This is a genomic window from Actinacidiphila acididurans (assembly GCF_016918855.1).
Lineage (GTDB): Bacteria > Actinomycetota > Actinomycetes > Streptomycetales > Streptomycetaceae > Actinacidiphila > Actinacidiphila acididurans.
In genome coordinates this window covers 153,423-178,358 of record NZ_JADKYB010000011.1, presented here as the reverse complement: position 1 = coordinate 178,358, position 24,936 = coordinate 153,423, and the positions used below count along the sequence as shown (strand labels likewise).

The window sequence follows — 24,936 nt, the reverse complement described above, 5'->3', positions numbered from 1 at the left end:
CCGGCCGGGTCCTGTGCGTCGCCGCCGTCCGGCTCGGCGGCGGAGTCCGCCGGCCGTCCCGGGGCCGGCGGTTCCGGCCGGGCGCCCGGTGCCGGGTCCGGGCCGCCCGGGAGCGGCCCGCCCGCCGCCGCGGTGCCGCCCCCGCCCGGCGGCGCGCCGGCCTCGCCGGGCCCCGCAGCCGTACGCTCGATCACCGTGCCGCCACTCACTGCCACTCCCCTTCGTCGCGCCTGCGTCGCCGCCGTTGTCAGCGGATCCCGCGGTATCCGCTGACGCGACAACGAGAGGCAGCGCCAACGATTGCCAAGAAGGTGGCAAAACCACCCTTTTTGGTGAACGGGCGCCGAAACCCGCAGAGGCGGGCCGAAGGGGTGCGACCGGGGTGACGGTCAGGCGGCCGGCTTCTCGACCTCCGCCGCGAAGGAGGCGAGCACCGCGTCGTAGATCCGGTTCAGGCCCTTGGGCGCGAAGGTGCGCTCGAAGAAGCCGCCAACACCGGTGGCGCCCTGCCAGGCGCTGCCGACCACGACCTTGCTGCGGCCCTCGCCGGCCGGGGTGACGGTCCAGGTGGTGACGAGCGAGGAGTTGCGGTCGCTCTCCACGAGCTGGCCGGGCGTGGGCGCGGTGACGTCGAACAGGCAGTCGCGGACCCGCTTGCTGGTGGCCTGGAGCCGCCAGTGCACGACGGTGCCGGCGCCCTGGCCACCGTCCCTGACCTCGTACTCGCTGAACTGCTCGGGCAGCACCCGGCCGCGCGTGCCCGCGTAGTCGGCGAGCGCGTCGTAGACCCGCTCCGGGGCCGCCGCGACGATCCGCTCGGTGGTGGCCTCGACCAGCGCCATGGCTTGTCTCCTCGTTCGCTGTGCGTACGACCCGGTGGCCGTACGTGTTCTTCACGTGACGCCCAAGCCAACCACACCCGCTTTTCGAATCTGTGTTCTATTGTGGACAGCCGAACGACCGAAGGAGGGTGTCATGCGCTGGGACCGGCTGGGCCACGACGACGCCGCGGGCGCGCTCTTCGGCGCGGACGCGGTGACCTCCAGGACCTTCGACACCCCCGAGTTCCGGGGCATCACCTTCCACGAGATACGGGCCCGGACCATCCTCAACCGGGTGCCGGGCGCGTCCCGGATGCCGTTCGAGTGGACGATCAACCCCTACCGCGGCTGCACCCACGCCTGCGTCTACTGCTTCGCCCGCAAGACGCACAGCTACCTCGACCTGGACACCGGGCGCGACTTCGACAGCCAGATCGTGGTGAAGATCAACGCGCCCGAACTGCTGCGCCGCGAGCTGGCCTCGCCGCGCTGGGCCGGGGAACACGTCGCCATGGGCACCAACGTGGACTGCTACCAGCGGGCCGAGGGCCGTTACCGGCTGATGCCCGGCATCATCGCGGCGTTGCGCGACCGGGCGAACCCGTTCTCCATCCTCACCAAGGGCTCGCTGATCCTGCGCGACCTCGAACTGCTGCGGCAGGCCGCGCGCGTCACCGACGTGTCGATCGCGCTGTCCGTCGGCTTCACCGACGGCGAGATGTGGCGCAGCGTGGAACCGGGCACGCCGTCCCCCGAGACGCGGCTGGCGGTCTGCCGCACCCTTGCCGCGAACGACATCCCCACCGCGGTGCTGATGGCGCCGGTGCTGCCCTTCCTCACCGACACCCCGGAGCAGCTGCGGGCGACGGTACGCGCCATAGCCGCGGCCGGCGCGACCTCGATCACCCCGCTCGTCCTGCACCTGCGCCCGGGAGCGCGCGAGTGGTACATGGCCTGGCTGGCCCGCAACCACCCGCACCTGGTGCGGCGTTACGAGGCGCTATACGCGGGCGGCGCCTATGCGCCCACCTGGTACCAGCGCCGTGTCACCCGCCATGTGCACGAGTTCGCCGCCGAGTTCGGCTGCGGCCCGGCCGGCGGGCGCGGCCGTTCGCGCGGACTTGCCGCCGACGACGGGCAGCCGGACGGCGACGAGCCCGGGACCGTACCGGACGCACAGGCGCCGGGCACCCCCGAGCCGACCCAGCTCACCCTGATGTGACCGCCGGGCCACGAGGCCCGGCACGCGGCCAATGGCGCTCATCTGAATGCCGTCCACATCACATGCGCACAGGACTGGCGCGGAAGTTACCCGCCGGTTAATATCGGAGCAGGCGCACGGAAGGCCGGTGACGCGGCCGTCGTGGCGCCCGTACGACCCTGTACGACGCCCGTGCCGGAACACCCGGCGCGAACAGCACCACGGGCACGACGTGCACGACCTGTGCACCGCCCGGGCACGACCAGGTGCCGGCCCCAGCGCCGGTGACCACATCGTCGGTTCGGCATCATCGCGGCGCGGCCCCGGGACAGGGCCCGCCACCCTCTCCACCACCCTCAGCCGTGCGCGCACGCCGTGCGCCGCGATCGCACCGCACCCGCACCCCGGTCCGCCCGGTGCCGCTTCGGCGGCGCCCGCCGACGGAACCGGGCACTTCCCCGGTGCGCCCGGTCACGAGCACGCGCGGACCCCCGTCACTGGAGTCACGCGATGGACCGTCCGTCCCCGACCACCACGCAGTCCCGCGCCCCGCGGCAGTCACGCGCCGCGCAGGCCCCCGCCCTCGCCGCGCCCGCGCCTACGCACCAGGGCGTCCCACAAGCCCGTACCGCCGTCCCCGCACCGGCCGGCACCCCGGTCCCCCGCGTCATCGCCGTCGTGGGCCTGGGCACGATGGGTACGGGCATCGCCGACGTGCTCACCCGCGCCGGGCACGAAGTCGTCGGCATCGACCTGAGCGAGGCCGCCGGCCGCCGCGCGGTGGCCGTGCTGGAGGAGTCCACCGCCCGTGCCGTCGAACGCGGCCGGCTCACCGCCGGTGAGCGCGCCGACGCGCTCTCCCGGTTCCGCGCCTTCGCCGACCTGCGGGCAGCCGCGGACGCGGACCTGGTCGTCGAGGTGGTGGACGAGCGCTGGGAGACCAAGCGCGAGGTGTTCACCGCCCTGGACCGGATCGCGCGGCCGGACGCGATCCTCGCCACCGGCACCAACGCCCTGTCGGTGACGCGCCTGGCCGCCGAGACCGCCCGCCCGGACCGGGTTCTCGGCCTGCACTTCTTCGCGCCCGCCCAGGCGATGAAGCTGGTCGAGGTGGTCTCCACCGTGCTGACCTCACCGGAGGCCACCCGCGTGGTCACCGCCCTGGTGCGGGGCCTGGGCAAGGAGCCGGTGCCGGTCGGCGACCGCCCCGGCTTCATCGCCGACGGGCTGCTGTTCGGCTACCTCAACCAGGCCGCCGCCATGTACGAGTCCCGGTACGCCACCCGCGAGGACATCGACGCGGCCATGCGGCTGGGCTGCGGCCTGCCGATGGGCCCCCTGGCGCTGCTCGACCTGATCGGCGTCGACACCGCCACCACCGTCCTCCAGGCGATGTACGAGGCCACCCGGGACCGGCTGCACGCCCCGGCGCCGGTGCTCAAGCAGCTCACCGCCGCCGGGCTGCTGGGCCGCAAGTCCGGCCGCGGCTTCTACACCTACCGGGCGCCCGGCAGCGCGGTCGTCGTGCCCGACGCGCAGACACCCGAAACGCAGACGCCCGACGCTCAGCCGGCGGACCCGAGGCCGGCGGACCGGCGCGAAGGGGCCGTCGCCGGCCGCCCGGTGCGCCTGGTGGGCGTCGCCGGATCCGGCACCATGGCGACGGGTATCGCCGAGGTGTTCGCCAAGGCCGGGTACGACGTGGTGCTCGCCGCCCGCACTCCGGACAAGGGCGAGGCGGCGGTGGCCCGGCTCGCCACGTCCCTGGACAAGTCGGTGGCCAAGGGGCGGCTCACCCGGGAGCAGCGGGACGAGGCCGTGGCGCGGGTGCGGCCGGCCGCGTCCTACGACGCGCTCGCCGACGCCGACCTGGTGGTCGAGGCGGTCGTCGAAGACCTGTTCGTCAAGCAGGAGCTGTTCACAGTGCTGGACAAGGTGTGCCGGCCGGGCGCGGTGCTGGCCACCACCACCTCCTCGCTGCCGGTGGTGGCGATCGCGCGGGCCACCGGGCGCCCCCAGGACGTGGTCGGCATGCACTTCTTCAACCCGGCGCCCGCGATGAAGCTGGTCGAGGTGGTGCGCACCGTACTGACCGCGCCGGACGCGCACGCCACCGTGCGCCGGGTGTGCCAGGCCGTCGGCAGACACCCGGTGGACTGCGGCGACCGGGCCGGCTTCATCGTCAACGCGCTGCTGTTCCCGTACCTCAACAACGCCGTGAAGATGGTGCAGGACCATTACGCCGGGGTCGACGCCATCGACGCGGCCATGAAGCTCGGCGGCGGCTACCCCATGGGGCCGTTCGAGCTGCTGGACGTGGTGGGCCTGGACGTGTCGCTGGCCATCGAGAAAGTGCTGCACGAGGAATTCCGCGATCCGGGCCTGGCCCCCGCCCCGCTGCTCGAGCACCTGGTGTCGGCGGGGTGCCTCGGCCGCAAGACCGGCCGCGGCTTCCGCGAGTATGCCCGGCGCTGAGCGGCGCAAGGGCTCCCGTCCGGTGAGCTGGGGCGGGTTTCCGCCAGCCGCCGGGCGGGACGCCCGGGCGTGTTACGTTCCCCACATGTCCCAGTCCGTCAAAACCGACGTCCCCGAGACCGCGAACGGCCGCCGTGCCGCCGCCCAGCGACGGCGCGTACGGCAGGACATCGCCTCGGCCGCCATGCATCTGTTCGCCACCCAGGGCTACGAGGCCACGACCGTCGACGAGATCGCGGCGACCGCGGGCGTGGCCCGGCGCACCTTCTTCCGGCATTTCCGCTCCAAGGAAGAGGCGATCTTTCCCGATCACGACGACACCTTGGTGCGGGTCCAGGCAGTGCTCGACTCCGCCGACCCGCGCGAGCATCCGCTCGACACCGTGTGCCGGGGGATCACCGAGGTGCTGCGGATGTACGCGTACATGCCCGCGGTGTCCGTCGAGCGGTATCGGCTGACGCGGGAGGTGCCGACGCTGCGGGAGCGGGAGATTGCTTCCGTGGCCCGGTACGAGCGGCTCTTCACGCGGTATCTGCTGGGTCACTTCGACGAGGGGGCGCAGCGGGACGGCGACGACGATCCGCTGCTCGCCGAGGTGGCGGCGTCCGCCGTGGTGGCCGCGCACAATCATGTGCTGCGGAGGTGGCTGCGGGCGGACGGTAAGGGCGACGTGGAGGCACAGCTCAACCATGCGTTCGACGTCATCAAGGCGACGTTCGGGACCGGGATAGGGGCAGCGCGGATACCGCGACGGGCCGCCGTCGAACCGCGGGCGACCGTGTCGCGGCAGGGCGAGGTGGTTGTTGCCGTGGCGCGTACGGATGCCTCGCCGGCGCAGATTCTGCGGAGCATCGAGGACGCGTTGCGCAAGGCTTAGGTCTTCCCGGGGGCGGGCTGGGCTTCTTTTCCGTAGGGGTCGGTGCCTGCGGGACGGGGGTCCGAAATCTCATATTTACGGGCCTGGCGGCCCACAAATATAAGTCAGCATTTCGGACCCCCATCCCTCCGGCCCCTCCCGGGCGTCCGGGGGTGCCGGTTCCGGTTCCGGTTCCGTTTCCTGCCGTCCGACGGTGCCGGTCTCGGGGTGCGTTGTCCGGCAGCACCGATCCCGGTTGCTGCCCGTCCGACGGTGCCGGTCCTGGGCCGCTGCCGTCCGGCCGCGCCGGTCCTGGGCCGCTGCCATCGGGCGGCACCGGTCCCGGTTGCTGCCGTCCTGCGGTGCCCGTCCGGGGGTACCTCCGTCGGGCGGCTTCCGGCTGTCTGCGGCCTGTCTGCGGCCGCGCGTCGGTCGTCTGCCGCACCCGCCGAGCGTCTGGTTGCTCATGTGGGCGGGTGGGGTGACACTTGAGAGAAATTGTTGGCACGCAGTGTCTTTACGAGTGGCACGCGGTGCCATACGGTGTTCGTCATCCGGGCTGGCGGTGTGCGGTCATGGGCCGTGCGCCGGCTGTTCCCCTGGGCCCGGAGAAAGGTCTGCGTCACCAGACCTGGCCGCGGGATTCCGCGGTCGTGAGCGCGGCTTCGTGAGGAGCGCGCTGAACGTCAGCTCTGCCGAACCGACGACGGCCCCATTCGATCCGACCCGTGCGTTCCGCGGCCGGTCCGCAGGACGGACGCTTCGCCGGAGGCGAGTTCCATGACGAGTGACACCAAGGAAATTCTGGACGCGATTCTGGAGCCGGAGACATCGGCCGCCGACTTCGCGGGCATGGCGCTGCCCGGCTCGTACCGGGCGGTGACCGTGCACAAGGACGAGGCGGAGATGTTCGCCGGGCTGGCCGGGCGGGACAAGGACCCGCGCAAGTCGCTGCACGTGGAGGACGTGCCCGTGCCCGAACTGGGGCCCGGGGAGGCGCTGGTGGCCGTGATGGCCAGTTCGGTGAACTACAACTCGGTGTGGACGTCGATCTTCGAGCCGGTGTCCACGTTCGGCTTCCTGGAGCGGTACGGAAGGGTGTCGCCGCTGGCCAAGCGGCACGACCTGCCGTATCACGTGATCGGGTCGGACCTGGCGGGCGTGGTGCTGCGGACCGGGGCCGGGGTCAACCGGTGGCACCCCGGGGACCGGGTGGTGGCGCACTGCCTGAGTGTGGAGCTGGAGTCCGCGGACGGGCACGACGACACGATGCTCGACCCGGAGCAGCGGATCTGGGGCTTCGAGACCAACTTCGGCGGGCTGGCCGAGCTGGCGCTGGTCAAGGCGAATCAGCTGATGCCGAAGCCGGAGCACCTGACGTGGGAGGAGGCCGCGTCGCCGGGGCTGGTCAACTCGACCGCGTACCGGCAGCTCGTCTCGCGCAACGGCGCCGGGATGAAGCAGGGCGACAATGTGCTGGTCTGGGGCGCGAGCGGCGGCCTGGGCTCGTACGCCACGCAGTTCGTGCTGGCCGGCGGGGCCACGCCCATCTGCGTGGTGTCCAGCCCGCAGAAGGCGGAGGTGTGCCGGCGGATGGGCGCGGAGGCGATCATCGACCGGACCGCCGAGGGCTACCGGTTCTGGAAGGACGAGCACACCCAGGACCCGCGGGAGTGGAAGCGGTTCGGCGCCCGGATCCGGGAGTTGACCGGCGGCGAGGACGTGGACATCGTCTTCGAGCACCCGGGCCGGGACACGTTCGGGGCGAGCGTGTACGTGGCGCGCCGCGGCGGCACGGTGGTCACCTGCGCCTCCACCTCCGGCTACCGGCACGAGTACGACAACCGGTACCTGTGGATGAGCCTGAAGCGCATCGTCGGCTCGCACTTCGCCAACTACCGGGAGGCGTGGGAGGCCAACCGGCTGATCGCCAAGGGCCGGATCCACCCCACGCTGTCACGCGTGTACCCGCTGGAGGAGACCGGCCAGGCCGCGTACGACGTCCACCGCAACCTGCACCAGGGCAAGGTGGGCGTGCTCGCGCTGGCGCCGCGGGAGGGCCTGGGCGTGACCGACCCTGAGCTGCGCGCCAAGCACCTGCCGGCCATCAACCTCTTCCGCGGCGCGTGAGGCGGCCATGACCATCGAAGAGACCAGGCGCGGACAGGCCGGGCGCGGGCAGAGCGGGCGCGGGCAGAGCGGACGCGAACAGACCGGGAACCAGGCCGGGCGGGAGGACGCCGGCCGCAAGGACGCGGGGCGCGACCGGCCGTGGCTGATGCGCACCTACGCCGGGCACTCCACGGCCGAGGCGTCCAACGAGCTCTACCGCCGCAATCTGGCCAAGGGCCAGACCGGGCTGTCGGTGGCGTTCGACCTGCCGACGCAGACCGGTTACGACCCGGACCACGTGCTGGCCCGCGGCGAGGTGGGCCGGGTCGGAGTGCCGGTGGCCCATCTCGGCGACATGCGGCGGCTGTTCCGGGACATCCCGCTGGAGCGGATGAACACCTCGATGACCATCAACGCCACCGCCATGTGGCTGCTGGCGCTGCTCCAGGTGGTCGCCGAGGAACAGGGCGCCGACATCGCGGCCCTGCAGGGCACCACGCAGAACGACATCGTCAAGGAGTACCTGTCCCGGGGCACGCACGTCTTCCCGCCCGGCCCGTCGCTGCGGCTGACCACGGACCTGATCACGTACGCCGTGCACCGCATGCCCCGGTGGAACCCGATCAACATCTGCAGCTACCACCTCCAGGAGGCCGGGGCGACCCCGGTGCAGGAGATCGCGTACGCCATGTCCACCGCGACCGCCGTACTGGACGCGGTGTTCGCCTCCGGGCAGGTGCCGGAGGAACGCCGGGGCGAGGTCGTCGGGCGGATCTCGTTCTTCGTCAACGCCGGGGTGCGGTTCGTCGAGGAGATGTGCAAGATGCGCGCCTTCGGCCGGATCTGGAACACCGTCACCCGGGAGCGGTACGGGATCCAGGACCCGCGGCACCGCCGGTTCCGCTACGGCGTCCAGGTCAACTCGCTCGGCCTGACCGAGGCGCAGCCGGAGAACAACGTCCAGCGGATCGTGCTGGAGATGCTGGCGGTCACCCTGTCCAAGGACGCCCGGGCCCGCGCGGTGCAGCTCCCGGCCTGGAACGAGGCGCTGGGCCTGCCCCGCCCCTGGGACCAGCAGTGGTCGCTGCGCATCCAGCAGGTGCTGGCCTACGAGAGCGACCTGCTGGAGTACGACGACATCTTCGCCGGCAGCCGGGTGATCGAGGCCAAGGTGGCCGAGCTGACCGAGGCGGCCACCGCGGAGATGGCGCACATCGAGGAGCTGGGCGGGGTGATGGCCGCGGTGGAGTCCGGGTACCTGAAGTCCCGGCTGGTGGCCTCGCACGCGCGGCGCCGAGCCCGGATCGAGTCCGGCGAGGAGAAGATCGTCGGGGTCAACGTGCACGACACCACCGAGCCCAGCCCGCTCACCGCGGACCTGGACACCGCGGTGATGACCGTGGACCCGGCGGGCGAGGCCCGGGTGCTGGCGGGGCTGGAGCGGTGGCGATCCGGCCGGGACGAGCAGCGGGCCCGCGCCGCCCTGGACACGCTGCGCGACGCCGCGGCCGGGACCGCGAACCTGATGGCGCCCACCCTGGAATGCGCCCGCGCGGGCGTGACCACCGGCGAGTGGGCGGGGGCGCTGCGCGAGGTGTTCGGCGAGTTCCGGGCGCCGACCGGGGTGACGTCCGCGCCGGTCGCGGTGGCCGCCGAGGACGCCGGCCCGCTGGCCGAGGTGCGCCGCAGGGTGGCGGCCACCGCGGCGGAGCTGGGTGGCGGGCGGCTGCGGCTGCTGGTCGGCAAGCCCGGTCTGGACGGCCACTCCAACGGCGCCGAGCAGATCGCGGTGCGCGCCAGGGACGCCGGCTTCGAGGTGGTCTACCAGGGCATCCGGCTGACCCCCGAGCAGATCGTGGCGGCCGCGGTCGCCGAGGACGTGCACTGCGTGGGCCTGTCCATCCTGTCCGGCTCGCACAGCGCGCTGGTGCCGGACGTCCTGGACCGGCTGCGCCGGGCCGGGGCCGGCGACGTGCCGGTGGTGGTGGGCGGCATCATCCCGGCCGCCGACGCCAAGGAGTTGCGCGCCGCGGGCGTGGCGGCGGTCTTCACGCCCAGGGACTTCGGTATCACCGGGATCGTCGACCGGATCGTGGACGAGATCCGCCTGGCCAACAAGCTGGAGGTATGACGTGCAATTCGGCCGCACCTACGAGGAGTTCGAGGTCGGTGCCACCTACAAGCACTGGCCGGGGAAGACGGTCACGGAATACGACGACCATCTCTTCTGCCTCCTCACCATGAACCACCACCCGCTCCATCTGGACGCCAACTACGCGGAGCAAAGCACCGACTTCGGCCGGAACGTGGTGGTCGGCAACTACGTGTACTCACTGCTGCTGGGCATGTCGGTGCCCGACGTGTCCGGCAAGGCGATCGCCAACCTGGAGGTCGAGTCGCTGCGGCACGTCGCCCCGACCTTCCACGGCGACACCGTCTACGGCGAGACCACGGTGCTGGACAAGTGGCCCTCGAAGTCCAAGGACGACCGCGGCATCGTCCAGGTCGAGACCCGGGGCTACACGCAAGGCGGGACGCTGGTGTGCGTCTTCCGCCGCAAGGTGATGGTGCCCACCGCCCGCTACGTCAAGGAACGCGGCGGAGAACAGCCCGGTCGCCCGGAGCCGGCGGCCGGCGCCCGAGGAGAGGACCGCTGATGAGCCGGCTTGCGCGGACCGACGGCCTGACCGACGTGCAGCAGGAGATCCTGGCCACCGTACGGTCCTTCGTCGACAAGGAGATCCTGCCGGTCGCGACCGACCTGGAGCACCGCGACGAATATCCCACGGCCATCGTCGAGGGCCTGAAGGACCTCGGCATTTTCGGCCTGATGATCCCGGAGGAATACGGCGGTCTCGGCGAGTCGCTGCTGACGTACGCGCTGACCGTGGAGGAACTGTCCCGCGGCTGGATGAGCGTGTCGGGAATCGTCAACACGCACTTCATCGTCGCCTACATGCTCAAGCAGCACGGCACGCAGGAACAGAAGGACTACTTCCTGCCGCGGATGGCCGCCGGCGAGGTGCGCGGCGCCTTCTCGATGTCGGAGCCGGGCCTGGGCTCGGACGTCTCGGCGATCCGCACCAAGGCGGTACGCGAGGGCGACGCCTATGTGATCAACGGGCAGAAGATGTGGCTGACCAACGGCGGCACCTCCAGCCTGGTCGCGGTGCTGTGCCGGACCGACGAGGGGCAGCCGGCGGACGCGCCGCCGCACCGGTCGATGACCACCTTCCTGATCGAGAAGGAGCCGGGCTTCGGCCCGAACGCCAAGGTCTCCGGGCTGACCGTGCCCGGGAAGATCGAGAAGATGGGGTACAAGGGCGTCGACACCACGGAGTTGATCCTGGAGGACGTGCGGGTGCCGGCCGACCGGGTGCTGGGCGGGGTGGGCGGCCGCGGCTTCTACCAGATGATGGACGGCGTCGAGGTGGGCCGGGTCAATGTGGCCGCGCGCGGCTGCGGGGTGGCCCGGCGGGCCTTCGAGCTGGGCATCTCCTACGCCCAGCAGCGGCACACCTTCGGCCGGCCGATCGCCGAGCACCAGGCGATCCAGTTCAAGCTCGCCGAGATGGCCACCAAGGTGGAGGCCGCGCATCAGCTCATGGTGAACGCGGCCCGCACCAAGGACTCCGGGCAGCGCAACGACCTGGAGGCGGGCATGGCCAAGTACCTGGCCGCCGAGTACTGCAAGGAAGTCGTCGAGGACGCGTTCCGGATCCACGGCGGCTACGGCTTCTCCAAGGAGTACGAGATCGAGCGGCTGTACCGCGAGGCACCCATGCTCCTGATCGGCGAGGGGACCGCAGAGATCCAGAAAATGATCATCGGACGGCGACTGCTGGAGGAGTACCGGATCCAGGGCTGATTGTCCGGTGAATATCCCGACAATACGGGCGGAAAACCGAGGGGAAGGTCACAATCCGTGAGCGGGCGGGCCGCTGGAACCGGCCATCGACTCGCCTTCGAGCTTGCCGAGTTGCCCATGTCAGCCGATACCATCGAGCAAAGCCGCCGTCCCCCGAAGCATTTCGCGGCACCCTCCGCTACGAAGGTCTTCCATGCCCCACAGCCATTCCCCTGCTCCACGCGACCGGGTCCGTCTCGCGCGCGGAGCGACGCCGTGGCTCGCCCCGACCGTGGTCACCGCCGCGGTCACGGCCGGTCTCGCCGGAGCCCGCCGCTCCGGACGCTGGGCGGCCGTGGCCGTCCCCGCCTCCGCGCTCGCGGCGGGCATGCTGTGGTTCTTCCGGGACCCCGAGCGCAGGATCACCGACGCCCGGGTGGTCAGCCCGGCCGACGGGGTGGTGCAGAGCGTCATGCCCTGGAAGGACGGCCGGACCCGCGTCGCGATCTTCATGAGCCCGTTGAACGTCCACGTGAACCGTGCCCCGCTGGCGGGCACGGTCACCTCCGTCGAGCACATCCCCGGCGGGTTCGTACCGGCGTTCAACAAGGAGAGCGAGCACAACGAGCGGGTGGTGTGGCACTTCGACACCGAGATGGGTGACGTCGAGGTGGTACAGATCGCCGGCGCGGTGGCCCGGCGAATCGTTCCGTACGTGCCACGCGGCTGCAAGCTCGAGCAGGGCGAGCGGATCGGGCTGATCCGGTTCGGCTCGCGGGTCGACGTCTACCTGCCGGCGGGCGTCGAGGCCGGTGTCGAGGTCGGGGACACCACCACGGCTGGGGTGACACGCCTTGACCGTGACTGACCCCGATACCGAGCGGGCCACCGGGCCGTCGAACTGGGTGTCCGAACTGGAGGACGAGGTCGACGACCTGCCGTTGTCCACCCGGCTGTCCATCGCCGACGCGCTCACCCTGGGCAACGCGATCTGCGGCTTCATGGCGGTGTACTTCACCACCACCGGGGTGCTGGTGCCGCACCTGATGGGCAACGGCAACGGCGGGATGTCCAAGCACAGCGCGGCCAACGCGGTCACGCTGATGCTGCTGGCCTCCGTGTTCGACCTCTTCGACGGCCTGGTCGCCCGCAAGCTGCGCAGTTCCGCCATGGGGGCGGAACTGGACAACCTGTCGGACCTGATCAGCTTCGGCCTCGCGCCCGCCTACTTCGTGATCGTCTGGGGCATCGTCTCCGACGACGGGCACGGCAAGCTGGCCGCGGCCGCCGCAGTCCTGGTGCTGCTCGCGGTGGTGCTGCGGCTGGCCCGGTTCTCCTGCACCACCCTGCCGGGCGGCGTCTTCCAGGGCATGCCCAGCCCGTTCGGCGCGATGACGGTCGTGTCGCTGGTGCTGCTGGAACTGCCGTTCGTGCCGACGATCCTGGCGATCGTAGGGGTGGCCTGGCTGATGGTGAGCCGGGTCGAGTACCCCAAGCCGCGCGGCCGGCTCGCCCTGGTCACCTTCTGCTGGACCCTGGTCAGCATGGGCTGCCTGGCCGCCTGGTCCCTGGGCGTCCCCGGCGGCCACCAGCTCCTCCAGGCCGGCTGCGCCCTCCAGTGCGCGGCGGCGGCGTGCATTCCGTGCTTCGCCACCACCCGCCGGGTGCACGACTTCCGTGCCAGCCGCCGGGAGGCCCGGGCGACGGCCCGGTAGGCGCTTCTGCTTCTTCTTCGACTGCTACGGCGCGGCCCGCGACCCCGGTGACGGTGGTCGCGGGCCGCGGTCGTTGTACAGGTACGGCGGTACCGGCGACCGCGGCCGCTGTCGTATCGGGGTACGGGCCGCCGCCCCGCCCGTGCCCGGCGGGTGTCGGACAGGGGTGCGGGTCAGGACGCGGGGCCGAGGACGTCAGGTGCCGGGCAGGCGGCGGCCTCCGCCAGCAGCGGGCCGGGCCAGGAGCATGGAGGGGCAAAAGTCGCAGGTCAGGATGCGGGGCCGAGGAGGTCCCGGGCCGGGTGGGCAGCGGCCTCCGCCAGGAGCATGGAGGGGCAAAAGTCGCAGGTCAGGACGCGGGGCCCAGGACGTCACGGGCCAGTTGGGCGGCGGCTTGCTCCAGGAGGGGGCCGGCCAGGGACATGGAGCGGGCCGGGTCGGGTTCGAGGTCGGCGAGGGCGTAGGCGCGGCGGATGCCGGCGGCGGCCAGTTGGGCGGGGGTGAGGGCGAGCCGCCCGCAGACGGCGACGACGTCCAGGCCGCGGGCGCGGGCCGCCCGGGCCACGCCCGCCGGGGCCTTGCCGTGCAGGGTCTGCTCGTCCAGCGAGCCCTCGCCGGTGACGACCAGGTCGGCGCGCTCCAGGGCGGCGGCGAAGCCGAGTACGTCGAGCATCACCTCGATCCCGGGCCGGAAGGCGGCGCCGAGCGCGGCCAGTGCGCCGTAGCCCATGCCGCCGGCGGCTCCGGCGCCGGGCGCCTCGGCGGCCCGGGCCGCCTCCGGGCCGAGGGCGGCGGCCAGCGCCCGCGCGTACCGGCCGAGGGCCGCGTCCAGGACGGCGACGTCCGCCGGGCTCGCGCCCTTCTGCGGGCCGTACACCGCCGCCGCGCCCTTCGGCCCGAGCAGCGGATTGTCCACGTCGCCGGCCAGTACGATCCGGGCGGCGGCCAGCCGCGGGTCCAGGCCGGTGACATCGGCCTCGGCGAGGTCGGCGAGGGCCGCGCCGCCGGGCGCGAGCGGCACCCCGGCCCGGTCCAGCAGCCGGACCCCGAGGGCGCTGAGCATCCCCGCGCCGCCGTCGGTGGTGGCGCTGCCGCCGACCCCCAGGACCACGGTGCGGGCGCCCGCGTCGAGCGCGGCCCGCAGCAGTTCGCCGGTGCCGTACGTGGTGGCGGTCAGCGGCGCGAACACGCCCGGCGGCAGGTACCGCAGCCCGGACGCCTCGGCCATCTCCACCACCGCGGTGGCGCCGCGCAGCGCGTACGCCGCCTCGACCGGCTCCCCCAGCGGCCCGGTGACGCGTACCGTACGGCGCCCGAAGCCCGCGGCGACAGCCGCGTCCACTGTGCCGTCGCCGCCGTCCGCGACGGGCAGCGACTCGACGGCGAGATCCGGCGCCACCGCGCGCAGACCGGCGGTGACGTGCGCGGCCACCTGGACCGCGGTGAGCGAGCCCTTGAACTTGTCGGCCGCGATCAGGACGCGCGGCGCCGGTCGGTCGTCAGCTTCGGACACGGTGTACTCCCCAGCCGGGTACGGATCGTCACGCCGCCTCGGACCCTATCCGGCGCGCGGCGGCCTGCCCATGCCGGAGGCGGAAGGCCCGCACGGTACGGGTCGGGCTTCCCCGCACGCGGCCCCGCCGGTCACGCGCACCCCGTAGGTTGGGCGGCATGACCACGGACTTCGCCACGTACCTCGCGGGCCTGCCCCGGATCCTGGCCGGCGCCAACACGCTTTTCCGCGCCCAGGACGGCCGCCTCCTGATCGTCGAGCCCAACTACCGCCAGGACGGCACCTGGACGCTGCCCGGCGGCACCATCGAGTCCGACCAGGGCGAGACGCCCCGGCAGGCGGCCCACCGGGAGACGCTGGAGGAGATCGGGCTGGACGTGGTGCCGGGCGCGCTGATCGCCGTGGACTGGGTGATGGGCCCGGGCCGGCCGCCGCTGGCCACCTACCTCTACGACGGCGGAGTCCTCACCGAGGACCGGCTCGCCGCGATCCGGCTCCAGGAGGAGGAACTCGACTCCTGGCGCCTGGTCTCCGCGGAGGAGCTCGGCGACTTCCTCAGCCCCGGCGCCGCCCGCCGCGTCCTTGCGGGCCTGGCCGCCCTCCTGGCCGGCACGGGCCCGGCTGAACTCGTCAACGGCCGCCCCGCCGACGCGCTGCCCACGCAGTGATCCGTACGCCACTCGGCGGGGCCCCCGACGTGCACGCGATGGCCGACGCCCTGTGCACCGTGCCCGGTGTGGTGGCCGTCCTGCTCGGTGGCAGCCGGGCGCGCGGCGCCCACCGGCCGGACTCCGACTGGGACCTGGGGGTGTACTACCGCGAGCCGCTGGACGTGGAGCGGCTGGCAGCGCTCGCCCGGGAGTTCACCGGCCGCGTGGTCGAAGTGGCCGGGCCCGGCGGGTGGGGGCCCTGGGTGAACGGCGGTGCCTGGCTCAGCGTGGACGGCGCCGCCGTCGACTGGATTCTGCGCGACCTGGACCGGGTCCGGGCAGTGTGGGCGGATTGCCGCCGGGGCCGCTACGAGGTGGGGGCCCAGCCCGGGCATCCGCTGGGCTTCTGGTCGCCCTGCTACGCCGGCGAGGTGGCCCTCGGCCGGGTCCTGGCCGATCCGGACCGTGAACTGACCGCCCTTCAGCAGCAGACCGAGGTCTACCCCGAGCCGCTGCGCGCCGCACTTGCCGAAGCGGCCTGGGAGGCGGAGTTCACCGTGTCGGCGGCGGCCAAGTCCGCCCGCCAGAGCGACGTCCTGCACGTCGCCCTGTGCCTGACGCGCGCCTTCGGCATCCTGGCCCAGTCCCTGCACGCCCACCACCGCCGCTGGTGCCTGAACGAAAAGGGCGCGCTGGCCGCGGTCGCGGCGCTGCCCGGAACCCCACCCGGGTTCGCCGACCGAGCCGAGGCGGTACTGGCCGCACCCGGGCGCGAGCCGGCGGAGCTGCTGCGCAGTATCGCAGCGGCAGCGGAACTGGTCGCCGAGGTGCGGGCCGTACTCGACGGCGGGGCGGGCTGAGGCGACCGGCCCCGCCGGGCCGCACAATCCGGCGCCGAACGCCGTGCCGGTCGCGGAAGTGCGCGGCACACTCGCCGGGCAGGCAGCGAAGGCCGGCCTGCGCAAAATCTGACCGCCGCCCCAGGCGCCGCCGTGCGGCGCAGTTGGTCACCGACGTACGCGGCGCGGTCACCGGCCCGCCGGGGAACCCCGCAGGCCGAGGCATCCAGCCCCACCGAGCCGCACCATCCGGTGTGCCGAACACCGAAGTACGCAGCGCCGGGCAGACGGCGAAGGCGAGCCCGACGTTCAGACCGCCGCCCTCGGCGACGTGCGGCGGAGGTGGCGCAGGACGGCCTTGGCCGCGTTGTGGCCGCTCATGCCGTGGACGCCGGGGCCGGGGGGGGTGGCGGAGGAGCAGAGGAAGACGCCGGGGCGGGGGGTGGCGTAGGGGATCGCGGCCAGGCGGGGGCGCAGGACGGTCTGGAAGCCGGCGAAGGCGCCGCAGGCGATGTCGCCGCCCACGTAGTTGGCGTTGCGGGCGGCGAGTTCGGCGGGGCCGCTGATCGCGCGGGCCAGCACCAGGTCGCGGAATCCCGGGGCGAAGCGTTCGATCTGCCGCTCGACGACGTCGGTGGCGTCGCCGTGCCAGCCGTTGGGGACGTGGCCGTAGGCCCAGAAGACGTGCTTGCCGGCGGGCGCGCGGGAGGGGTCCACGACGCCGGGCTGCGCGGTGATCAGGAACGGGGTGTGCGGCGGACGGCCGGTGACCGCGCGGGTGAGCGCGTCGCCGATCTCGGCGTAGGTGGGGCCGATGTGCACGGTGCCGGCCCGTCGGGCGGCCTCGGCGGTCCACGGCACCGGGCCGTCCAGTGCGTAGTCGATCTTGAAGACGGAGGCACCGTAGCGGTAGCCGCGGTAGGCGTCGCCGAGGGCGGCGATCCTGGCCAGCGCGGTGGGCGAGGTGTCGAAGACGTAGGCACGGGCCGGCGGCAGCTCGTCCAGCTTGCGCACGGTGACCCCGGTGCGGATCTCGCCGCCGAGTTCGCGCAGGTACGAGCCGAGGGCGTCGGCGATGGCCTGGGAGCCGCCGCGGGCCACCGGCCAGCCGCGTTCGTGCGCGGCCAGCGCGAACATCATCGCGGTGGCGCCGGTCAGCGGTCCGGTGAGCCGGGAGATCGCGTGCGCGGCCAGCCCCGCCAGCATGCCGCCGGCCTTGGGGTCGTGGAAGCGGCGCCGGAGCACGGCGACCGGCGGCAGCCCGGTCAGGCCGAAGCGGGCGAAGCGGTAGGGGTCCCGGGGCAGCCCGGCCCAGGGCGGGCGCAGGAAGTCCGCGGCGATCGTGTCCCAGTGCCCGGTGTACGGGGCCAGCAGCTTGCGGTACACGGGCGCGTCGCGCGGGCCGAGCGAGGCGGCGGTCTCCCCCACGGTGCGGCCGAGCACGGCGGCGGTGCCGTCGGGGAAGGGGTGCGCCATGGGCACCTCGGGCTGGAGCCATTCCAGGCCGTGGTCGGCCAGCGGCAGGGTACGGAAGACGGGCGAGCCGATGCCGAAGGGGTGCACGGCGGAGCAGGTGTCGTGCCGGAAGCCGGGCAGGGTCAGCTCCTCGGTGCGGGAGCCGCCGCCGATGGTGTCCGCGGCCTCGTAGAGCTGTACGGACAGGCCCGCCCGGGCGAGTTCGACGGCCGCGGTCAGCCCGTTGGGGCCCGCGCCGACGACCACGGCGTCGGCCACGACGGCCCGGCTCACCGCCCGTCCGCCTTCGTCCCGGGGGCCGCGGGGCCGTCGTCCCGGCCCGTGTCGTCCGGACCCGTACCCGTGCGAGGGCCCGTACCGGAGTCCGGGTCGGCCAGCAGCCCGATCACCCGGCGGACGGTGTCCTCGTCGCGGGCCACGGTGAACGGCAGGGTGTTGCCGCCGGCGACGTCGAAGGGGCGGCCGGCCGCGGTCAGGCTCGCGCCGCCGGCCTCGGTGACCAGCAGCAGGCCGGCCGCGTGGTCCCAGGGCGCCTCCCAGAAGAAGAGCACCCCGTCGGACCGGCCCCGGGCGACGTCCAGGTAGGCCAGGCCCGCACTGGCCCGCAAGGGGGTGGCTTCGACGCCTGCGGCCGCCATCCGGTCCAGCAGGACGCGGCCGCGGGGGTGCCGGAAGACCGGGTTGGAGGTCCATATCCGCAGCGGTTCCGCGGTGGTCCGGGTGCGCATCGGCCGGCCGTCCATGCGGGCGCCGTCGCCGAGCCGGGCGGTGGCGAACAGGCCGAGCCGGGGGCCGTACGTCCAGGAGGCGAGCGGGCTGCCGTGCTGGACCAGGGTGACCAGGGTGGAGAAGTCGTCCTCGCCGCGGACGAAGGAGGCGGTGCCGTCGATCGGGTCGACCACCCACACCGGGTCCGGGCCGTGCAGCAGCCCGAGCCGCGCCGGGTCGGCGCTCACCGCCTCCTCCCCGACCACCACGGAGCCGGGCAGGAGTGCGGTGAGCCGCTCGGTCAGTACGTCCTCGGCCCGCCGGTCGGCGGTGGTCACCAGGTCGTGCGGGCCGGACTTGTGGGCTATGTCGCGGTCGGTCAGCGCCCGCCAGCGCGGCATGACCTCGGCGGCGACCACGGCCCGTACGGTGTCCTCGACGGCGGCGAGCAGGTCGTCGCCGACGCCGGGCGCGGCACCACCGGTGTAGGCCCTCCCGCTGTTCGCGCCTGCGACTTCATAGCCCATACCGCCATCCAATCAGACGGCCGCCCGGCGTGGCGGGGCGACGGCCGTGAAGAGGGTGTACAGCAGCAGCGAGGTGCCCAGCCCCACCGCCCAGCCGTAGTCGGCCAGGGGTTTGAGGAACGGGATCACGCCGTCGTGCGGGTAGGGTCCCTGGCCGGGCGCGGAGTAGGAGCCGCCGACCGCGAGCACCCCGCCGACCAGGAAGGCCGCCACGGCCCGCCAGTTCCAGCCGGCGTCGTACCAGTAGCGGCCGGCCGGGTCGTACAGCTCGCTCAGGTGCAGTTCGGCCCGGCGCACGATCCAGTAGTCGGCGATGAGGATGCCGGCCACGGTGCCCAGCACCCCGCCGACGAAGCCGAGCCAGGTGTAGATGTAGAGCTGCGGGGTCGACAGCAGCTTCCAGGGGAACATGAGCACGCCCACCACGCCGGTGATCAGCGCCCCGGTACGGAAGCCGATGACCTTCGGGGCCAGGTGGGACAGGTCGTACGCCGGGGAGACCACATTGGCGGCGATGTTGACGGAGATGGTCGCCACCAGCACGGTCAGCAGGGCGTAGAGCAGACCGATGGTGTTGTGGGACTTGGCGGTCAGCGCGATCGGGTCCCACAAGGTGGTGTCCTTGGTGCCGTAGACGGCCTGGGCGCCGGAGGTGACCAGGACCGACAGCAGCGCGAAGGCGGTCATCGTGGTGGGCAGGCCCAGCGACTGGCCCCATGCCTGGGCACGCTGGCCGGCGCCGAAGCGGGTGAAGTCGGGGATGTTCAGCGCCAGGGTGGACCAGAAGCCGATCATGCCCATGAGGGCGGGGAAGAACACCTTCCAGAAGCGGCTCCCCCAGCCGAGCTGCGAGGGCTGGTGCAGCAGCGGGCCGAAGCCGCCGGCCTTGACCGCGATCCAGATCAGCAGCACCACCGCGCCGGCCAGGACGAAGGGCGCGGCCCAGTTCTCGAAGCGGCGCAGGGTCTGCATGCCGCGGGCGATGATGGCCAGTTCCAGCGCCCAGAACAGCACGAAGCACAGCCACAGCGGCCAGGGGTAGCCGGCCAGGTGGCGGGCGCCGGCCCAGTCGCCGGGCAGGATCCGGTCCAGCAGCACGAAGATGCCCTGGCCGCCGATCCAGGTCTGGATGCCGAACCATGCGCAGGCGACGGCGGCGCGCACCAGCGCGGGCAGGTTGGCGCCGCGCAGCCCGAAGGAGGCGCGGGCCAGCACCGGGAAGGGGATGCCGTACTTGGGTCCGGCGTGGCCGGTGAGCAGCATCGGCACCAGCACGATCACATTGGCCAGCGCGATGGTGAGCACGGCCTGTTTCCAGTCCATGCCGAGCGCGACCAGGCCGGAGGCAAGAGTCCAGGAGGGGATGTTGTGGGCCATGCCGACCCACAGGGCGCTGAAGTTGTACGTGGTCCAGGTGCGCTGTGCGACGGGGACGGGCAGCAGGTCGGCGTTGGCGTAGTGGCCGGAAGGGGCGACCGCGCCGGCGGGGAGGTCGGCGCGGTCGTCGGTCGGTGCGGCTAGGGCCATGGGCACCTCGTCGGTTTCAGCGGAAGGCGGGGATGACGTGCTCGCCGTAGGCGTCGACGACCGACTCCTTGGCGTCGTGCATGTCGTAGACCGCGAACTGGTCGACGCCCAGGTCGCGCAGCGCCGCCAGCTTGGCCGTGTGGGCCTCGGGCGGGCCGATCACGCAGAAGCGGTCCACGATGTCGTCGGGCACGAAGGCGGTGTCGGGGTTGCCGGCCCGGCCGTGGTGCGCGTAGTCGTAGCCTTGGCGGCGCTCGATGTACGCGGTCAGGTCGTCGGGGACCGCGGCGGAGTGCGCGCCGTAGCGGCCGACCAGGTCGGCGACGTGGTTGCCGACCATGCCGCCGAACCAGCGGCACTGCTCGCGGGCGTGTGCCAGGGCCTGCGGGGAGTCGTCCTCGGTGACGTACGCGGGCGCGGCCACGCACACGGTGATCGCGGACGGGTCGCGGCCGGCCTTCTCGGCGGCCTCGCGGACCGCCTTGACCATCCATTCGGTGAGGTAGAGGTCGGCGAGCTGGAGGATGAAGCCGTCGGCCTTCTCGCCGGCCAGGGCCAGCGCCTTGGGGCCGTAGGCGGCCATCCACACCGGCAGCCTGCCGTCGCGCACCCACGGCAGCCGCACCGCGGTGCCGTCCACCACGGCCTCGCGGCCCTCGGCGAGGTCGCGGATGACGGTGATGGCCTCGCCGAGCCGGGCCAGGGAGTCGGGTTTGCGGCCGGCCACCCGCACCGCGGAGTCGCCGCGGCCGATGCCGCAGACGGTGCGGTTGCCGTACATGGAGTTGAGGGTGGCGAAGGTGGAGGCGGTCACCTCCCAGGTGCGGGTGCGCGGGTTGGTGACCATGGTGCCGACCACGAGCCGTTCGGTGTGCTCCAGGATCCGGCTGTGGATGACGAACGGTTCCTGCCACAGCACGGCGGAGTCGAAGGTCCAGCCGTGGGTGAAGCCGTTGCGCTCGGCGCGGCGCATCAGGGCGACGACGTCCGAGGCGGGCGGGTCGGTCTGCAGGACGAGGCCGAAGTCCATGCGGCGCTCCTTCGGGGATCAGTCGAGGTAGCCGGTCAGGCCGCGCGGGGTGTACCGGCCGTGCCCGGCCCGGCCGACGAAGGACCGGTCCCGGATCACGGGCACGCCCCGGGAGAGCACGGTCTCCACCCGGCCGGTGATCCGCTTGCCCTCGTAGGCGCTGTAGTCGACGTTCATGTGGTGGGTCTGCGCGGAGAGCACCTGCTGGGCGTGCGGGTCGTAGACCACCAGGTCGGCGTCGGCGCCGGGGGCGATCGTGCCCTTGCGCGGGTAGAGGCCGAACATCCGGGCCGGTGTGGCGCAGGCGATCTCGATCCAGCGGCGGCGGCTGATGTGGCCGTCCAGCACGGCCTGGTGCAGCAGGTCCATCCGGTTCTCCACGCCGGGCAGGCCGTTGGGGATCTTCGAGAAGTCGCCGCGGCCCATGTCCTTCTGGCCGGTGAAGCAGAACGGGCAGTGGTCGGTGGAGACCACCTGGAGGTCGTTGGTGCGCAGGCCCTGCCACAGCGCCGCCTGGTGCTCGGCGGGCCGCAGCGGGGTGCTGCACACGTACTTGGCACCCTCGAAGTCCGGCTCGGCGAGGTTGTCGGTGGACAGGAACAGATACTGCGGGCAGGTCTCGCCGAAAACCGGCAGGCCCTGGTCGCGGGCGGCGGCGAGTTCGGCGACCGCCTGCTGGGCGGAGACGTGCACCACGTACAGCGGGGCGCCGGCCACCCGGGCGAGCTGGATGGCGCGGTGGGTGGCCTCGGCCTCCAGCAGGGCGTGCCGGACCTCGCCGTGGAAGCGCGGGTCGGTCTTCCCGGCGGCGAGCGCCTGCTGGACCAGGACGTCGATGGCGATGCCGTTCTCGGCGTGCATCATGATCAGCCCGCCGTTGCCGGCGGCCCGCTGCATGGCCCGCAGGATCTTCCCGTCGTCGCTGTAGAAGACCCCGGGATAGGCCATGAACATCTTGAAGCTGGTGACGCCCTCCTCGACCAGGACGTCCATCTCCTTGAGGGAGTTCTCGTCCACGTCGGAGACGATCATGTGGAAGCCGTAGTCGATGGCGCACTTGCCGTCGGCCTTGGCGTGCCAGGCGTCCAGGCCGGCCCGCAGCGAGTGCCCGACGCCCTGGATCGCGAAGTCGACGATGGTGGTGGTGCCGCCCCAGGCCGCGGCGCGGGTGCCGGTCTCGAAGGTGTCGGAGGCGGTGGTGCCGCCGAACGGCATCTCCATGTGGGTGTGGGCGTCCACGCCGCCGGGGAGGACGTACTTCCCGGTGGCGTCGATGACGGTGTCGGCCTGCCAACTCGCCGCCAGGCCGCTGTCCCGGTCGGCGAGCGCGACGATCCTGCCGTTCTCGATCAGGACGTCGGCGTACGTCTCGTCGGCGGCGGTGACGACCAGGCCGCCGCTGACCACGGTGCGGGCGCTCATGCCGGGGTGCCTCCTTGCGCGGCGGAGTCGGCGCCCCCGGCCCCGGCCGATTCCAGGGCGGCCTGCGCCTCCTTCAGAGCCGCGCCGAGGGCGGTCGCGCCCTCCTCGGCCTCGGCGACGGTCAGCGACAGCGGCGGCGCGATGCGCAGGGCGTTGCCGGCCCGGCCGCCCTTGCCGATGAGCAGGCCGTGTTCCCGGGCCGCCTCCAGGACCAGGCCCGCGGCGGTCGCGGACGGGATGTCGGTGCCGGGCTCGACGAGTTCGACGCCCAGCATCAGGCCGCGGCCGCGCACCTCGCGGACGATGCTCAGGCTTGCGGCCAGCGATTCCAGCCGGGACCTGAGCAGGCCGCCGACGCGGCGGGCGTTGCCCTGAAGGTCGTGGTCGAGCAGGTGGCCGAGGTTGGCGAGGGCGGCGGCGGTGGTGATCGGGCTGCCGCCGAAGGTGGAGATGGAGTTCGCGGTCAGGCAGTTCATCACCTCGGCGCGGGCCACCACGCCGCCCATGGACATGCCGTTGCCGATGCCCTTGGCGAAGGTGAGGATGTCCGGCGGGCCGGCCTGGCCGTGCGCCTGCCAGCCCCAGAAGTGGTCGCCGGTGCGGCCCCAGCCGGCCTGCACCTCGTCGGTGATCCACAGGATGCCGTGCCGGTCCAGCACTTCCTTGAAGGCGGCCAGCAGTCCGTCCGGGCCGGAGGTGAAGCCGCCGACGCCCTGCACGGGTTCGGCGATCAGCGCGGCGACCTGGCCGCCGGCCTGGCCGAGCACGTCCTCCAGGTCGGCCACGCACGCGGCAATGAACTCGGCGTCGCTCAGGTGCGCGTACGGGCCGCGGGTGCGCACGCCGCCGTGCACGTAGAGCGTCTGGAGCGGGGAGAGGCTGGTCGGGGACCAGGACGCGTTGCCGGTGATGCCGATCGCGCTGAAGGAGCGGCCGTGGTAGCTGTTGCGCAGCGCCAGCACCTGGTTGGAGCGGCGGTAGGAGGTGGCCAGCAGCAACGCGGTGTCGTTGGCCTCGGTACCGGAGGTGGTGAAGAAGACCCGGGCGTCGGGGATGCCGGACAGGCGGGCAATGCGCTCGGCGAGTTCAACCGCCTGGCGGCTGAGGTAGAGGGTCGAGCTGTGCAGGATCTTCCCGGCCTGCTCGGTGATCGCTGCGGTGACCTCGGGCAGCGCGTGGGCGGTCATGGTGGTGAGGATGCCGCCGAAGAAGTCCAGGTAGCGGTTGCCCTCGGCGTCCCAGACGTGCCGGCCGGCGCCGTGCGTCAGCTCGATGGGCTTCGCGTAGTACGTGGCCAGCCAGTCGGGCAGCACCGCGCGGTGCCGGGCGAGCAGGGCGGCGTGCTGGTTCTCGGTCACGGTGGCCATCGCTCACGCCTCCGTCAGGGTGCCGTAGGCGTCCGGGCGGCGGTCGCGGTAGAACGCCCAGGTCTGGCGTACCTCGTCGATCAGCCCGAAGTCCAGGTCGCGGACCACGAGTTCCTCCTTGGTGTCGGAGGCGGCGTCGCCGACGAGCTGACCGCGCGGGTCCACGAAGTAACTGGTGCCGTAGAAGTCGTTGTCACCGTACGGCTCCTGGCCGACCCGGTTGATCGCGGCGATGAAGTACTCGTTGGCCACGGCCGCGGCGGGCTGCTCCAGTTGCCACAGGTACGCGGACAGGCCGCGGCTGGTGGCGCTGGGGTTGTAGACCAGCTGGGCGCCGGCCAGGCCCAGGGCGCGCCAGCCCTCGGGGAAGTGGCGGTCGTAGCAGATGTAGACGCCGATGCGGCCGACGGCGGTGTCGAAGACCGGCCAGCCGAGATTGCCGGGCTTGAAGTAGTACTTCTCCCAGAAGCCCTTGACCTGCGGGATGTGGTGCTTGCGGTACTTGCCGAGGTACGTGCCGTCGGCGTCGATCACGGCGGCGGTGTTGTAGTAGAAGCCGGACTGCTCGATCTCGAAGACCGGGACGACCATGACCATGCCCGTCTCGCGGGCCAGGGCCTGCATCCGGGTGACCGTGGGGCCGTCCGGGACGGGTTCGGCCCACTGATAGTGCTCGGCCTCCTGGACCTGGCAGAAGTAAGGGCTGTTGAACACCTCCTGGAAGCCGATCACCTTGGCGCCCTGGGCGGCGGCCGCCCGCGCGTGTTCCTCGTGCTTGGCGATCATCGACTCGGTGTCACCGGTCCAGGTGGCCTGGACCAGTGCGGCACGCACGACATTGCTCATGGCA

General features: G+C 72.7%; 20 protein-coding genes. 11 read left to right on the top strand and 9 right to left on the bottom strand.

Going from position 1 to position 24,936, the window contains the following annotated elements; translation table 11 throughout:
• Window positions 1–389 precede the first annotated feature (389 nt).
• On the bottom strand, window positions 390–842 hold the full coding sequence (locus tag ITX44_RS21420) for an SRPBCC family protein (protein ID WP_205358904.1): 453 nt from the start codon (window positions 840–842) through the stop codon (window positions 390–392).
• 133 nt (window positions 843–975) lie between these two features.
• On the opposite strand from ITX44_RS21420, the gene ITX44_RS21415 reads away from it, so the two are divergent.
• From ITX44_RS21415 to pssA, 9 genes are all read left to right on the top strand, one after another.
• Window positions 976–2,043, top strand: coding sequence for an Rv2578c family radical SAM protein (locus ITX44_RS21415; RefSeq protein ID WP_205358903.1), 1,068 nt, complete (start codon window positions 976–978; stop codon window positions 2,041–2,043).
• Between the two features lie 672 nt (window positions 2,044–2,715).
• Window positions 2,716–4,497, top strand: coding sequence for a 3-hydroxyacyl-CoA dehydrogenase family protein (locus ITX44_RS21410; RefSeq protein ID WP_236061245.1), 1,782 nt, complete (start codon window positions 2,716–2,718; stop codon window positions 4,495–4,497).
• An 85-nt stretch (window positions 4,498–4,582) separates the two neighbouring features.
• Window positions 4,583–5,374, top strand: coding sequence for a TetR family transcriptional regulator (locus ITX44_RS21405; protein ID WP_205358901.1), 792 nt, complete (start codon window positions 4,583–4,585; stop codon window positions 5,372–5,374).
• A gap of 759 nt (window positions 5,375–6,133) precedes the next feature.
• A complete protein-coding gene (gene ccrA, locus ITX44_RS21400; protein WP_205358900.1) occupies window positions 6,134–7,483 on the top strand; it encodes a crotonyl-CoA carboxylase/reductase in 1,350 nt (449 codons plus the stop codon).
• A 148-nt stretch (window positions 7,484–7,631) separates the two neighbouring features.
• Entirely contained in the window at window positions 7,632–9,596 is a 1,965-nt protein-coding gene (locus ITX44_RS21395; RefSeq protein ID WP_236061244.1) for an ethylmalonyl-CoA mutase, read from the top strand.
• 1 nt (window position 9,597) lies between these two features.
• Entirely contained in the window at window positions 9,598–10,122 is a 525-nt protein-coding gene (locus tag ITX44_RS21390) for a MaoC family dehydratase (protein WP_205358898.1), read from the top strand.
• Window positions 10,122–11,333, top strand: coding sequence for an acyl-CoA dehydrogenase family protein (locus ITX44_RS21385; RefSeq protein ID WP_205358897.1), 1,212 nt, complete (start codon window positions 10,122–10,124; stop codon window positions 11,331–11,333). Before ITX44_RS21390 ends, ITX44_RS21385 begins: the two co-directional genes overlap by 1 nt.
• A 193-nt stretch (window positions 11,334–11,526) precedes the next feature.
• Window positions 11,527–12,180, top strand: coding sequence for a phosphatidylserine decarboxylase (locus ITX44_RS21380; protein WP_205358896.1), 654 nt, complete (start codon window positions 11,527–11,529; stop codon window positions 12,178–12,180).
• A complete protein-coding gene (gene pssA / locus ITX44_RS21375) occupies window positions 12,167–13,027 on the top strand; it encodes a CDP-diacylglycerol--serine O-phosphatidyltransferase (RefSeq protein WP_205358895.1) in 861 nt (286 codons plus the stop codon). Before ITX44_RS21380 ends, pssA begins: the two co-directional genes overlap by 14 nt.
• Before the next feature lie 349 nt (window positions 13,028–13,376).
• Here pssA and ITX44_RS21370 read toward each other — a convergent pair whose 3' ends face one another.
• Window positions 13,377–14,540 carry a glycerate kinase gene (locus ITX44_RS21370; protein WP_205358894.1) on the bottom strand — a complete coding sequence of 388 codons (1,164 nt, stop codon included), beginning with the start codon at window positions 14,538–14,540 and terminating at the stop codon, window positions 13,377–13,379.
• Between the two features lie 158 nt (window positions 14,541–14,698).
• On the opposite strand from ITX44_RS21370, the gene ITX44_RS21365 reads away from it, so the two are divergent.
• Window positions 14,699–15,208 (top strand): NUDIX domain-containing protein, encoded by a 510-nt coding sequence (locus ITX44_RS21365; protein ID WP_205358893.1) that lies wholly within the window; start codon window positions 14,699–14,701, stop codon window positions 15,206–15,208.
• Window positions 15,209–15,246: 38 nt separating this feature from the next.
• On the top strand, window positions 15,247–16,050 hold the full coding sequence (locus ITX44_RS21360) for a nucleotidyltransferase family protein (protein ID WP_205358892.1): 804 nt from the start codon (window positions 15,247–15,249) through the stop codon (window positions 16,048–16,050).
• 288 nt (window positions 16,051–16,338) lie between these two features.
• Here the strand turns inward: ITX44_RS21360 and ITX44_RS21355 are convergent, their stop codons facing one another.
• The 7 genes from ITX44_RS21355 to ITX44_RS21325 are packed head-to-tail and all read right to left on the bottom strand — an operon-like array spanning window position 16,339 to window position 24,932.
• Window positions 16,339–17,763, bottom strand: coding sequence for a phytoene desaturase family protein (locus tag ITX44_RS21355; protein ID WP_205359030.1), 1,425 nt, complete (start codon window positions 17,761–17,763; stop codon window positions 16,339–16,341).
• Between the two features lie 11 nt (window positions 17,764–17,774).
• Window positions 17,775–18,740, bottom strand: a complete 966-nt coding sequence (locus ITX44_RS21350) for an inositol monophosphatase family protein (protein ID WP_205358891.1) — start codon at window positions 18,738–18,740, stop codon at window positions 17,775–17,777.
• Window positions 18,741–18,752: 12 nt separating this feature from the next.
• Entirely contained in the window at window positions 18,753–20,267 is a 1,515-nt protein-coding gene (locus ITX44_RS21345; RefSeq protein ID WP_205358890.1) for an NCS1 family nucleobase:cation symporter-1, read from the bottom strand.
• Between the two features lie 16 nt (window positions 20,268–20,283).
• The gene (locus tag ITX44_RS21340; RefSeq protein WP_205358889.1) at window positions 20,284–21,297 is read right to left on the bottom strand and encodes a TIGR03842 family LLM class F420-dependent oxidoreductase; all 1,014 of its coding nucleotides are present in this window, start codon (window positions 21,295–21,297) and stop codon (window positions 20,284–20,286) included.
• An 18-nt stretch (window positions 21,298–21,315) separates the two neighbouring features.
• Complete coding sequence (gene hydA, locus ITX44_RS21335; protein WP_205358888.1) at window positions 21,316–22,719, bottom strand: dihydropyrimidinase; 1,404 nt, start codon at window positions 22,717–22,719, stop codon at window positions 21,316–21,318.
• Window positions 22,716–24,086, bottom strand: a complete 1,371-nt coding sequence (locus ITX44_RS21330) for an aspartate aminotransferase family protein (RefSeq protein WP_205358887.1) — start codon at window positions 24,084–24,086, stop codon at window positions 22,716–22,718. Before ITX44_RS21330 ends, hydA begins: the two co-directional genes overlap by 4 nt.
• Window positions 24,087–24,089: 3 nt before the next feature.
• The gene (locus tag ITX44_RS21325) at window positions 24,090–24,932 is read right to left on the bottom strand and encodes a nitrilase-related carbon-nitrogen hydrolase (protein WP_205358886.1); all 843 of its coding nucleotides are present in this window, start codon (window positions 24,930–24,932) and stop codon (window positions 24,090–24,092) included.
• Window positions 24,933–24,936 lie beyond the last annotated feature (4 nt).